Consider the following 12,294-nt stretch of genomic DNA (forward strand, 5'->3'; position numbering starts at 1 on the left):
CGACGGTGAGCGCTTCTTGCTGACGAGCCGACACCCGCCCCCTCCGCTAATTGAGCCGACCCCGACCCCGCAGCGTGAGCCGACCCCGACCCCCGCTGGTTGACCCGAAACCCGACCCCCGCAGCGTGAGCCGACCCCGACCCCCGCTGGTTGACCCGAAACCCGACCCCCGCAGCGTGAGCCGACCCCGACCCCCGCTGGTTGAGCCGACTCCGAGCGAAGCGAGGCGTCGAGTCGAAGCCACCTGGTGACCCGACCTCGCTGAGCCGACCCCGACCCCCCGCTGGTTGAGCCGACCCCGAGCGAAGCGAGGCGTCGAGTCGAAGCCACCTGGTGACCGTCCTCCACAACGCAACCCCGGTGCCCACAGAACCCCAAACCTACTGCGCAACAACCAATTGCGCGCGTCCACCACAAACCGATCCAACAACATGCTGAGCCACATACCTCGCATCGCGATCGATACCGAGGAATCGCCCGGAGCCCCACGTATGCATCCACGGCAACCCGACGAAGCTGAGCCCGGGGACTTCGGTGATCCCGCGTGTCTGCATGGGCCGGCCACCGCCGTCGAAGGCGCTGGCCTCGATCCACCGGTAGTCGGGTCGGTAGCCGATGGCCCAGATGATCGAGGTGACGTCTTCGGCCGAGAGATCGAGTTCGGTCGGATCGACCTCGGGCGCCCACACCGGCTCGTACCGAGATGCCTCCGGCGCGTCGATGCCGAGCTTGTCGATATGGCGGTCGATGTCACCGCAGATCGAGTTGTACACGGCGTCGGCCCGGTCGAGCGCGGCCGTGAGCGTCGGCGCGAACCGCAGCGTCGAGTCCTTGCCGTCGCTGAGCACGCCGTACAGCTTCATCCCTTCGACGGCAAAGCGTCGGAGGTCGATGTCGCGGCCGCCGTCGCGGCCGGTGACGTAGTGATTGGTCTTCTCCTGTGCGGCACGGCCGCCGGGGTACTCCTGGGTCGGCGTGTCGTAGAGACCCATGTCGGACAGCCACGTCATGCAGTCGCGGCCGCGATAGAACCGGGCGACCCGCGGTGCGTTACCGATCGCGAGATGCACCTGCCTACCGGCGAGGTGCAAATCCTCTGCGATCTGCGTGCCCGACTGCCCGGACCCGACGACCAGCACAGCGCCGTCGGGAAGTTGTTCCGGGTTGAAGTACTCCTCGGAGTGCACCTGGTGCACGGCCGGATCCAACGACGATGCGAACGGAGGCACCACCGGCAGGGGATACCCGCCGGTCGCGATGACGGCCTGGTCGCAGGTGAGCGACCGCATTCCGTCGGGGCCGTCGAGGGTCAGCTCGAACCGATCTCCGGACAGTCGTTGCAAGCGAGTGACTTTCGTGTGTTCGACAAGGGGTGGTTCGAAGGTCTTGAGCCAACCGTGCAACCACTCCACGACCTCGTCGCGGGTCATGAAGCCGTCCGGATCCGGGCCGTCGTAGGAGTACCCGGGGAGCTTGCAATGCCAGTTCGGTGTCACCAGCGTGAAGTTGTCCCACCGCTTGTCGGCCCATGCATGAACCGCGGTGTCGGCTTCGACGACGAGATGTTCGACGCCCGCCTGTCCCAGGTACCAGCTGACCGAGAGGCCGGCTTGTCCGCCGCCGATGACGACGACCGGCACGTGTGCGTTCATGACTGCTCCTCATTGCTGGTCCCACCGCTGGTTGAGCCGGGCCGGAGCGGAGCGACGCCCCGTGTCGAAGCCACTTCCGCATCCCCACTGCTGGTTGAGCCGGGCCGGAGCGAAGCGACGCCCCGAGTCGAAGCCACCTCCGCACCCACAACACCGGCGCCCCCACCGCTGGTTGAGCCGGGCCGGAGCGAAGCGACGCCCCGAGTCGAAGCCACTTCCGCACCCGGTAACGGCGGGTACATCGACACCACCTCCACCTCAGCGGCATCAGCATGCCGAGAGGCGTCGATAACGATCTCCTCCGCCGACGCCGCGGCCGACGTGCAGGCGAATCCGTACTTGGCACGGACACGCGCGCTGGCCTCGTCGAGCGCGGTGGTGGCCCGCGACCGGAAGTCGTCGACGCGGTACGTACCCGGCGCGAGGTGGTCGTGCAGTACGAGGCTGGGGGAGTAGTACTGGCGGAGCAGGCCGTCGGGCCAGCGCACCTGGACGGTCATCTCAGGCATGGGCGAGGTCCCGCCATGCGAAGGCCGCCGAGGTGTCGGCATCGGTGTCGGCCTCGACGAGCATCCCGTACACCTCAGGCCGACGGTCCCGCAGATGGAACATGCCGGCCCGCATGGCGGTGAAGCTCTCCGCGATGTCCACCTCGGCGACGGCCAGGCCGCTTCCGAGAAGCGTTGTGTCGAGGATGTTCCCACCGGGGTCGACGATCTTGGCGTTGCCCACGTAACGCAGCGACCCGAAGGTGCCGCTCTGGTTGGCCGCGACCCAGAAGACCTGGTTCTCCAGCGCGCGGGCGGTGTCGAAGAGATTGAACCGGTAGGTCCAGCGGTCTTCTTGCAGGTTCTCCGCGGTTGCGGTGCGGGCCGCCGGCCAAGCGGACAGGCTGGCGATGATCTCGGCGCCCTTGAGTGCCATGATTCGGGCGGCCTCGGGAAACGCCTTGTCGTAACAGATCTGGAGGCCGACGCGACCGACGGGAGTGTCGAAGACGTCGTACCCGGTGCCCGACGAGTACGACATGTTCTCGCCGAGCGGTTGGTGCACTTTGCGGTAGCTGCCGTAGATGTGGTTGCCGTCGAGGACGGCGGCCGCGTTGTAGCGGGTCTCGCCGTCCTCGCCGAGTTCACAGAACCCGATCGCCACCACGAGATCTCCGACGATGGACTGCACCCGAGCGATCTCGGGCCCGTCGAGGGAGATCGCCGGCGGCAACGACCGGGCGCTGTTCTTCTGGGTGTCGCCGTGGTTCCCCAGGGACGACAGGTATCCGCCGATCGCCGCCTCCGGGAACACCAGGAAGTCGACGCCCCGCGTCCGTGCTTCGGCGACGTACTGTTCGATCGTCGCGTAGTTCTGCTCGAGATCGCGGGTGAAATTGGCCGCGACGGTTCCGATGGTGGTCATAAGATTCCCAAAGTTGGTTGTCGGAAGCTGCTGTGGGTCAGACCATGTAGGTCGAGTTGATGATCGCGCCCTTGCGTGCGTAGTGGATGAGCGCGTCCTGGACGTCGAGCGGGTGTGCCGGGATGACACCTTCGATCAGGTCCTCTTCACGTCCGCCGTGGAGTGCGAGGCCGAAGCGGCAGCAGAATACTGTGCCGCCCTCGGAGATGAAGGTCTCGAGCGAGTTGTTGATGTTCTGCTCGCCCGGGAACCCGGAGTCGCCCGTCGTCGGGAAGCCGCGTGTGGCAAGGCAATTGATGGCACCAGGTCCGTAGAAGTACATGGCCGACTCGAAACCCTTGCGGAGCGCGCGAGTGGCCTGCAGGACGGCTACGAACGACACCGACGACTCGTGGGCGATGCCGTGCACGAGCGTGAAGTACGACTCACCGTTCTCGGCCTGGTAGTCCGGGAAGATCTTGGTGCCGCCATAGATGTTGGAGCCCTTGGGAAGTGAGGGGTGCGGGATCTCCGCCATCGACGCGGCGATGTTCTCGGTGATGGATTCGTCGAAAGAAGGCACAAGAACTCCTGGGGTGGCGAGACGAGACAGTGTCTGTGAGTGATCGGCCGCATGGCGGCTCGACGTGCGGGGGATGGATCGGGCATCATTGCCCATAGTGGTTCGACCGGAGATCCGGTTTCATCGAGTAGCTACTGCTTGCTACGTCACACAGTTCACTCGCCATCGATTACCGAATGGTTTCCGGCGGAATAAAGAAAACCCGGATTCGCGTAACACGACCCTGGTCGGTCGACCGACTCGACCAGACGTGACCGACACAAAAAATCCGACGAACCGGTCGGGTCGGGGGTCTGACCGGTTCGTCGGACAAAACCCAGTGTATCCCTCGCCCCTGACGACGGTCCATCGAGGTATCCGCAATTCTGTGACCGGTCGGATTGCAGATCCTTGATCGGCTCTTGCTCCCTCATGTGAGAGCAACCACCACTCGATCCCTGAGGTGCGGGGAGCGCAAGCGACCCTATTGCTCCCTGAGGAGGCCCGGAGCTTGCGGAGGGCCATGCACCCCCTGCTCCCTGAGGAGGCCCGGAGCTTGCGGAGGGCCGTCACGAAGGGTCTCCGCAACCAAGCCACCACACGTCTGCGCGCCACACTCGCCATCGCCCGCGACACGTAGCAACCTTGTCCTCATGCTCACCGCGGTTCTGTACGGCCTCGCGACTGCCATCCCGATTGCGGTCGGTGCTGCGATCGGTCTGCGCTGGGACTTGCCGAATCCGATCCTGGCGACGCTGATGGCGTTCGGCGCGGGCACGATGATCGCGGCCGTCTCGACCGAACTCTTCGAACCCGCCTTCACGCAGGCCGGCACCGGCGTCGCCGCCTTCGCGCTGTTCTCCGGAACCGCGGTTTACGTCGTGGCCGACCGGGTCGTCGAGACCAAGCTCGGGTCGTCGGCGATCGGTCCCGCATTGATGATCGGCGTCTTCCTCGACGGCGTGCCGGAGAACACCGCCCTCGGCGTCTCGCTGACCGCGGGTGGTTCGCTCGTGCTGGTGGTGGCGATCGCCGTCGGCAACGTCCCGGAAGCGGTGAGTGGTGCGTCGCTGATGCGTCGCGAGCACGACGCCTCGATGCGCTCGGCGCTGACGATGTGGATCTTCACCGCTGTCGTCCTGGTGGCGGTAACCGTCGGCGGTTATGCCGTCGCCGACACCATCTCACCGACCGCGATCAGCGTCGTCCAGGCCTTTGCCGGTGGAGCCACGCTTGGTGTACTCGCCAACTCACTCATTCCCGAGGCCTACCGTGAGGGTGGTTGGTGGGTCGGCCTCGCGACCGCTGGCGGATTCCTGCTCGCATTTGTCCTCGGGTGATCACTCCAACCGCCTTACCGCGCCCTTGAGAAAGGCGGATCCGCTGAGGAGGCCCGGAGCTTGCGGAGGGCCGTCACGAAGGGTCTCGCGACACATACAGCCCACCCACTCAGTGCGTCTGCACAGCCTCCGGGTCTCCTTCGACATGCCCATCCGCCAACTCTGACAACGCCCGGAACACCCGCTTCGACGCTTCGGCCCACGGCATGAGGATGGGGAAGACGTGAAACATCCCGGGTTCTTCGATGGCGTGGGTCGTCACGTCCGACGCCTCGAGCCGTGCCGCGAAGTCGCGTATGCCGTCGCGGAACATCTCGCTGCCGCCCCAGCAGACGAAGGTCGGCGGGAACCACGATGGGTCGGGTTCACCGTTGATGGGGGACACTCGCGCGTCGTTCGGCTGGACCCCGTGCAGATACGGCGTCACCGGGATGCTCCAGGGGAGGATGTCGTAGGGCGCGTTGTCGGTGATGGACGGGTGGTCGAGGTCGAGGTCGATCTCGGGAGAGAACAACGCCAAAGCGCCCGGACGCGGCAGGTCGTGATCCCGAAGGTAGGCCACCAACGAAGCCGCGAGCCCACCGCCACCGGAGTCGCCGGCGACGATGATGTGGTCGGGGTCGACGCCGCGGCCGAGAAGTCCGCGATAGACGTCGGCGGCGTCGTGAACGCCTGCGGGGAAAGGAAATTCGGGGGCCATCCGATAGTCGGCGATGAACACCTCGTGCCCGGAGATCCGCACGAGCGACGACGCGAACGCCGAGTACATCATCGGCGACGTACCGATGTACCCGCCGCCGTGGAGGTACAGGATGGTGGCGCCGATCCCCTGCTTGTCGTCACAATCGTCGACGAACGCGTCGGAACTCGCCTTGGCGCGACACCACAGCCCGGGCACCCCGCCGACGACGTCGTCGGTGAGTTCGACGCCGTCGGTCAGTTCGACGAAGTGCGGCATCACGACGCGGCACACATCGTCGAGGATCTTCTCCATCGACCGGAACTCCTCGATCGGCAGTCCCATCGAGTAGCCCATGAACGCTCGGATGGTCTGGCGGGTGACGGACTGGCCGAGGTTGTCGAGCAGTCCGGACGGGCCCGACCACGGCTTGCGGAACGGCACCCGCGCGAGGCCGTTGATCATGCTCTGCGCGAGTCCGACGACGGTCAGCGCGGTCACCGGCGCCGACGCGGTCTGGACCTCCGGACGATCAGCCATCACCATGCCGCCAAGCGTAACGAGCGTGCCGATGCCCGGCTGGACACGCGACCCACCGGGTGTGGCGGCAGCCGCCAGGCGTGGCAGACTACCCGGGTCCTCTAGTCCCCGAGATCCCCGTGAGGCGGCGATGGAGTTCTCAGCCTTCCCGGCTCCGGTCGAGGCCCCCGGCGCATCGAGCGGCGCCGAGTCCGTGCAGGTCACGCTGGCCGACGCGTGGGAATCGAACCGCTCGATCCAGAAGTCGGCGGTGGGGCGACTCTTCGCGGCCACCAACTCGGCTCTCTACGTCACCTTGATGGAACGTCACCTCGACTACGGCGCCAAACTGTCCGAGACCGAGCTGACGGTGCGCCTGGACCGCGACCTCGCCGACCTCGACCTCCCCGATCAGGCCACCGGCCTCGAGCTGGTCAAACTCTGGGCTCGGCAGGGCTGGCTGCACCGCGTCACCGACACGACCGACCCGCACGCCCCCAACCTGTGCCACCTGACCAGCGAGGCGCGGTCGGTCCTGGACTTCATGCGGCGTCAGCGTCGTGAGGATTCGATCGCCACCGGCGGCTCCATCACCGGTATCGCCGCCGAGCTCCGACGCGTCGCCGGTCAGGTCAGCAATGACCCCGACCAGATCCGTTCGGAGATCGAGGCGCAGATGTCCGACCTCGACGCCGAACTCGCCGACCTCGACGCCGGCCGACGACCCCCGGTCGACCTGCGCGTCGCCGAAGACGCTGCCCGCACCATCGGCTATCAGATGGAGCAGATCATCTCCGACATCGGCCAGTACGGCACGATGCTCGACCGCATCACCACCGCCCTGCTCGACGACCCCGGCGACTCCGACCTCGCCTACCGCGACCGCCAGCGCCAGCTGTTCGACGACTACGAGGCGCTCCTCGACTCGCCGCAGTCCGCGTCGTACCAGGCGTTCTCCCACCTGATCCAGGATCCGGAGCGTCGTGCCCGCCTGAAGATCGACATCGAGACGATCATCGCCAGCTTCCCGGGCATGGACCCGGGCCTGCGGTCGGTGATGGACAACTTTTTCGGCCTCGTGACCCAGCAGATGGCGGAGGTCGGCCGCACCCGGCAGCGGTGTGCACGCCGTATTCGACGCTTCGTCGCGTCCGGAACGCTTGAGCAGAGCCGCGGTCTCGCCCGCCAGCTCAACGACGCCCTGGCCACCGCCAACGAGCTGCTCAAGACGTCCCTGGCCGACCGTCGGATCGGCTACGAGCTGCCTCTGGCCGCGCCGACGGTGAACTCGATCGGCCGACTCGCCTTCGAGATCCGCGAACACGTACCGCCCGCACCCGCGCTCCCGGCCGCGGTCGACGCCGACCTCACCTCGTTCGCCTCGCTGTCAGGCCAGGTCGACACGACCGAACTCACCGACACGGTGAACGCCGCGGTCGCCGCGGGGCCGGTCGCCCTCGCCGACGTCATCGGCGGGCTCGAGGAGCCGTACCTCGCGCACGTCATCGTCCTCTGGTCGTGGGCCTCGAAACAGCAAGCGGCAGGGGAGAAGGTACCGATGACCACCGTCCGCTTCCGGTCGCTCATCGGCGACGACCACGCGATCGAAGTGCCCGACCTGACCTTCACCGAACCGATTCCGACTGCGGAGGTCGACGCCGAATGACATCTTTGCCCCCTGAGGCTGACCAACTGCTCCCTGAGGTGCGAGCGCAGCGAGCCACGAAGGGCGACATGCCCACTGAGAGCGAAGCTGACTCTCTGCCCCCTGAGGTGCGAGCGGACGACCCTCTGCTCCCTGAGGTGCGAGCGCAGCGAGCCACGAAGGGCGACCCCAAGTCCGACGCTGCGACCAGCGCCCCCACCACCCCCACCGAATTCGCCGGCTTCGACGACCTCCCCACCGTCGCGAACCGCGCGGCGACTCACACGCCAAACGCACCACGCTTCGACGGCGACGTCAGCGAGCTGCCCGACCGCGCGTGCTGGGCGCTGCAGAACCTGTTGACCCGCCGCTACATCAGCGGTGACCGGCAGCCGCAGCTGTGGTCGTGGGTGGCCGAGTACCAGGATGTGCTGCGCGGCCGCCTCTCCGAACTCGACCTCCGGCTGCGCATCGTCGACGAGCTGCAGGTCGCCTTCGTCGAGCAGGCCGGTTACGACTCCCGCTGGGGCCGAAAGATCCTCAAGCGCGAGACGATTCACACCTACGACGCCATCCTGGCGTTGCACCTGGCCAAGTACGTGCGCGCCGCTCGCGACGAGCCCGTCCTGATCACTCGCGAGGAGATTCACGAGCTCTTCGCCGGCGTCACCAACACCATCGACCGCGACCTCGCACTCTTCGACAAACGCATCGAACGCGCGCTCGACAAGATGGAGGAGCTCGAGTTCCTGCGCAAGCAGCGCGACGACGCCGACACCTTTATCGTCAGCCCGGTCATCTCCGCGGTGATGACGGCATCGGTGATCACCGATCTACAGAGGCAATTCGAGCAATTCATCGGGTCCGGTGACACCGGGGAAGTGCCGCCAGAGGACCTCGCCGACGAGCCTGCGGAACGCGACGACGACGCGGCCGACCTCGACGGCGCCTACGGCGAGAACGACGAAGGAGACGACTGGTGAGCGGGCAGGTCGACCAGTACCACCTGTCCCGGTTGCAGCTGATCAACTGGGGCGTGTTCGACGGGTATCACTCGATCCCGTTCAGTCCCAACGGTTCTCTGATCACCGGGTCGTCGGGTAGCGGTAAGTCGTCGTTGCTCGACGCCATCTCGCTCGCGTTCCTGCCGGATCATCGACGCAACTTCAACGCCTCCGGCGATGCGACGGCGGCCGGATCCTCCAGCGGCAAGCGCACGGTCGGCAAGTACGTGCGCGGCGCGTGGGGTGAGCGACGCGACGGCACCAACGCCCACCGCGAGATCATGTACCTGCGCGGCACCGGCCCGGCGTGGGCGGCCATCGCGGTCACCTACACCTCCAGCTCCGGCGAGGCCATCACCGGCCTGGTGCTGAAATGGCTTGCCGCGGGCAAGATGACCGACGCGCACAGCTCGTACTTCATCTACGACGGCGACGCCGACATCGTCGAGGCCTGCAACGAGTGGGCCGCCAACAACTACAACTCGGCCAAGTTCCGCGACCGCGGCTGGCGTGGCGGACCCGGCGAGGGCAAGTACCTCTCGACGCTGTACTCGCTCATCGGTATCCGCGGTTCCGACGCCGCGCAGCAGCTCCTCGGAAAGGCCAAGTCGCTCAAGAGCGTCGGCGGTCTCGCGCAGTTCGTGCGGGAGTTCATGCTCGACGCCCCGACCAGCATCGTCGGGATCGCCGATGCCCTCGATCAGATCGATCCGCTCGTCGAAGCACGCGAACTGCTCGACGTCGCGCGCCGCAAGCGCACCATCCTCGGCAATATCGAGGAGGTGCACGAGCGGTACGCGGGGGAGGCGGCCACCTTCTCCGTCCTCGACACCATCGACAACACCACCATCCGCAGCTACGTCAACAACCTGCGAATCCACAACGCGCTGCCCGAGGTCGCCGACCTCGACGACCAGATCACCCGCCTCGACGGTGATCTCGCCGCGCTGACCACCCAGCACGACCAGCTCCGCCAGGACCACAGCCTGCTGCTGTCCCGGATCGCCACCTCCACCGGCGACCTCGCCCCGCTGCGCGAACAACTCGGCGGCGCACAGAAACTCAGCACCGAGGTCACCGCCCGACGCAACGCGTACGAGGACAAGGTCTCCGCGCTCGGCTTCACCCCGCCGACCCGGGCCGAGGGATTCTGGCTGCTCCGCGAGGAACTCACCGAGGAGGCCGCCAAGATCGACGGTCAGCTCGACGCCGGGCGCGCCCACTACGCCGAGGCGCTCGCCAGCGAGGTCGCCGCGCGTACGCGCCGCGACGCCGCGATGGAGGAACTCGGCCGCGTCGAGAACGCCGGCTCTGCACTCCCGCGCACCGAGCACGAGATGCGCCGCGCCATCGCCCACGGACTCCAAATCGACGAGTCCGAGCTGAAGTACGTCGCCGAACTCGTCGAACTCGATCCCGACGAAGAGCGCTGGCGTCTGGCCGTCGAGAAGGTGCTGCGCAACGTCGGCCTGCGTCTGCTGGTGCCCGACAAGCACTTCCGCGCGGCCCTGCGGTTCGTGAACTCGCACGACATGCGCGGCCGGATCCAGCTGCACCAGGCCGACTCCCGCCCGATGCCCGTTCTGGAGCCGGGGACCCTGGCCTCGAAGCTGCGTCCCGTCGACGCCTCGCACCCGTGCGCCGCCGAGGCGATGACGGTCCTGTCGAAGCTGGGCAACCACATGTGCGTCGACAGTCCCGGAGAGTTCTCCCAGCACGCCAAGGCCGTCACCGACCAGGGTCTGCGCAAGGATTCGGCGAAGCTCGCCGTCAAGGACGACCGCCAGCAGCTGCGCCGGTCGCAGTACATCTTCGTCGGCGACGTCGCGTCGAAGATCGCCGCGCTTCGTGACGAACTCGAGTACGAGGAGCGGGCGTTCGAGGATGCCCGCCAAGATTGCGCCGAGCTCGACCGGGAGCGCAGCGCCAAGGAACGACGCCGCGACGCGTATCGCCGTGTGTGCGAGCAGTTCACGCAGTGGAACGAGATCGACGTCGACTCTGTCGATGACCGCGTCGACCAGCTCACCGATCAGTACGACCTGCTGATCGAGGAGAACCCCGACGTCGAAGCCCTGCAGCGCAAGGCCGAAGACCTGTGGGAGCAAGTGCGCAACGCGATTTCGCAGGCTGCGCTGGTCAAGGACAAGATCGCCCGCCAGGACTTCCGGCGCACACAGCTCCTCGACCTCATCGACCGGCTCAAGCCCGAAGACGTTCCCGCTCAGGCGGAGAAGACCCTCGACGGCTTCCGGGAGGACCTCTCTGCGACCCTCGACGTGCTCAACCCGGAGCCGTACCGCCAGGAGATCGTCAAGGCCGCAAGCCGCGAGCGAGACCGGATGCGGTCGGATGCTCGACGCTCCCGCGACGAGCTGGCCCGCATCCTCGACACCTACGACGAGGAGTTCCCGGACGCCATCCCGAACGACAGCGACGACTTCGACGAACGTCTCCACGACTACGTCGCCGTCTGCCGCCGCATCGACGAGCGCGAGCTGCCCGCCGCCTACGAGCGGATGCGCCGTCTGATCACCGAACAGGCCCCGGGCGCGATCCTGGGCCTGCACATGGCCGCCGACGCCGAGGAACGACGCATCGTCGAACAGATCGAGCGCGTCAACACAGGCCTCGGCGCGGTCGCGTTCAACCGCGGCACCCGCCTGCGGCTGCGCCCGGGCCGCAAGAAACTCGCCGCAGTCGAAGAGCTGACCGAGAAGGCCCGCCAGATCTCCAACCGCGCCACGGCCGTCAGCTTCGGCGACGAGCAGGCCATCCTCGAGCAGTACTCTGACATCCTGCTGCTGCGCGAACGCCTCGCCGGCAACACCCCGGAGGACCGCCAGTGGACGCGCGACGCTCTCGATGTGCGCAACCGGTTCGACTTCTACTGCGAGGAGCACGACGCCGAGTCGGGGGAGACCATCCGCACCTACTCCAACGCCGGCGACAACTCCGGCGGCGAGCAGGAGAAACTGATGGCCTTCTGTCTCGCCGGTGCGCTGAGCTTTAACTTGGCCAGCCCGCACGGCAACGACAATCGACCTATCTTCGCCCAGCTGATGCTCGACGAGGCGTTCTCCAAGTCCGACCCACAGTTCGCTCAGCAGGCATTGGTGCGTTCCGCAAGTTCGGATTTCAGCTGATCATCGTGGCCACCGTCCAGAACACCAGCACGATCCAGCCGTACGTGGACAACGTGGTGATGGTGTCGAAGACCGAGGCCGGGCCGGAGTTGCGGCCGGTTGCTACCGCTACGTCGACGGGGATCAAGGCGTTCTCGGAGTTGCGGCGGTCGGGGAGTCAGTTGCCGGTGTAGCAGTTGATTGCGGACCTACCGAGCCATTGTTTGCGGTTGGTGGTCCTAGCGAAATTGGCGCATTCGGCGGTACACCCTGGTGGGCGCCGTCGTTCAGCGCCCACGATCTCATTTGACAAAGATCTGACATGAAATGGTGGGACATGGTCTGAGCGTGCAGCGCGTGTCCTTAGAGGGGCTCC

8 protein-coding genes and 1 pseudogene are annotated in these 12,294 nt (G+C 66.7%); 4 read left to right on the forward strand and 5 right to left on the reverse strand.

Annotated features, from left to right (window positions below; all coding sequences use genetic code 11):
* Positions 1–380 precede the first annotated feature (380 nt).
* The 4 genes from LEL84_RS03085 to LEL84_RS03100 are packed head-to-tail and all read right to left on the reverse strand — an operon-like array spanning position 381 to position 3,627.
* The gene (locus tag LEL84_RS03085; protein ID WP_226513301.1) at positions 381–1,652 is read right to left on the reverse strand and encodes an MSMEG_0569 family flavin-dependent oxidoreductase; all 1,272 of its coding nucleotides are present in this window, start codon (positions 1,650–1,652) and stop codon (positions 381–383) included.
* Positions 1,649–2,161 (reverse strand): MSMEG_0570 family nitrogen starvation response protein, encoded by a 513-nt coding sequence (locus LEL84_RS03090; protein ID WP_226513302.1) that lies wholly within the window; start codon positions 2,159–2,161, stop codon positions 1,649–1,651. The genes LEL84_RS03085 and LEL84_RS03090 overlap by 4 nt, the downstream gene beginning before the upstream one ends.
* Complete coding sequence (locus tag LEL84_RS03095; protein WP_226513303.1) at positions 2,154–3,065, reverse strand: carbon-nitrogen hydrolase family protein; 912 nt, start codon at positions 3,063–3,065, stop codon at positions 2,154–2,156. Before LEL84_RS03095 ends, LEL84_RS03090 begins: the two co-directional genes overlap by 8 nt.
* A 37-nt stretch (positions 3,066–3,102) precedes the next feature.
* Positions 3,103–3,627: an MSMEG_0572/Sll0783 family nitrogen starvation response protein gene (locus LEL84_RS03100; protein ID WP_226513304.1), complete on the reverse strand. Its 525-nt coding sequence runs from the start codon at positions 3,625–3,627 to the stop codon at positions 3,103–3,105.
* 632 nt (positions 3,628–4,259) lie between these two features.
* On the opposite strand from LEL84_RS03100, the gene LEL84_RS03105 reads away from it, so the two are divergent.
* Complete coding sequence (locus LEL84_RS03105; protein WP_226513305.1) at positions 4,260–4,946, forward strand: ZIP family metal transporter; 687 nt, start codon at positions 4,260–4,262, stop codon at positions 4,944–4,946.
* 109 nt (positions 4,947–5,055) lie between these two features.
* Here LEL84_RS03105 and LEL84_RS03110 read toward each other — a convergent pair whose 3' ends face one another.
* Positions 5,056–6,171 carry an alpha/beta hydrolase gene (locus tag LEL84_RS03110; RefSeq protein ID WP_226513306.1) on the reverse strand — a complete coding sequence of 372 codons (1,116 nt, stop codon included), beginning with the start codon at positions 6,169–6,171 and terminating at the stop codon, positions 5,056–5,058.
* Positions 6,172–6,295: 124 nt separating this feature from the next.
* Between LEL84_RS03110 and LEL84_RS03115 the strand changes: the two genes are divergently transcribed.
* From LEL84_RS03115 to LEL84_RS03125, 3 genes and pseudogenes are all read left to right on the forward strand, one after another.
* On the forward strand, positions 6,296–7,810 hold the full coding sequence (locus LEL84_RS03115) for a DUF3375 domain-containing protein (protein ID WP_226513307.1): 1,515 nt from the start codon (positions 6,296–6,298) through the stop codon (positions 7,808–7,810).
* The gene (locus tag LEL84_RS03120) at positions 7,807–8,772 is read left to right on the forward strand and encodes a DUF4194 domain-containing protein (protein ID WP_226513308.1); all 966 of its coding nucleotides are present in this window, start codon (positions 7,807–7,809) and stop codon (positions 8,770–8,772) included. The genes LEL84_RS03115 and LEL84_RS03120 overlap by 4 nt, the downstream gene beginning before the upstream one ends.
* A pseudogene (locus tag LEL84_RS03125) lies at positions 8,769–12,112 on the forward strand (ATP-binding protein). Before LEL84_RS03120 ends, LEL84_RS03125 begins: the two are co-directional and overlap by 4 nt.
* Positions 12,113–12,294 lie beyond the last annotated feature (182 nt).

The sequence above is a fragment of the Gordonia sp. WA4-43 genome (genome assembly GCF_020520305.1).
GTDB classification, from domain to species: domain Bacteria; phylum Actinomycetota; class Actinomycetes; order Mycobacteriales; family Mycobacteriaceae; genus Gordonia; species Gordonia hongkongensis.

Bases quoted from the DNA above. Each gene is read 5' to 3' on its own strand.
- LEL84_RS03085 (WP_226513301.1), bottom strand. From the start codon at position 1,652: ATGAACGCACACGTGCCGGTCGTCGTCATCGGCGGCGGACAAGCCGGC.
- LEL84_RS03090 (WP_226513302.1), bottom strand. From the start codon at position 2,161: ATGCCTGAGATGACCGTCCAGGTGCGCTGGCCCGACGGCCTGCTCCGC.
- LEL84_RS03095 (WP_226513303.1), bottom strand. From the start codon at position 3,065: ATGACCACCATCGGAACCGTCGCGGCCAATTTCACCCGCGATCTCGAG.
- LEL84_RS03105 (WP_226513305.1), top strand. From the start codon at position 4,260: ATGCTCACCGCGGTTCTGTACGGCCTCGCGACTGCCATCCCGATTGCG.
- LEL84_RS03110 (WP_226513306.1), bottom strand. From the start codon at position 6,171: ATGGTGATGGCTGATCGTCCGGAGGTCCAGACCGCGTCGGCGCCGGTG.
- LEL84_RS03115 (WP_226513307.1), top strand. From the start codon at position 6,296: ATGGAGTTCTCAGCCTTCCCGGCTCCGGTCGAGGCCCCCGGCGCATCG.
- LEL84_RS03120 (WP_226513308.1), top strand. From the start codon at position 7,807: ATGACATCTTTGCCCCCTGAGGCTGACCAACTGCTCCCTGAGGTGCGA.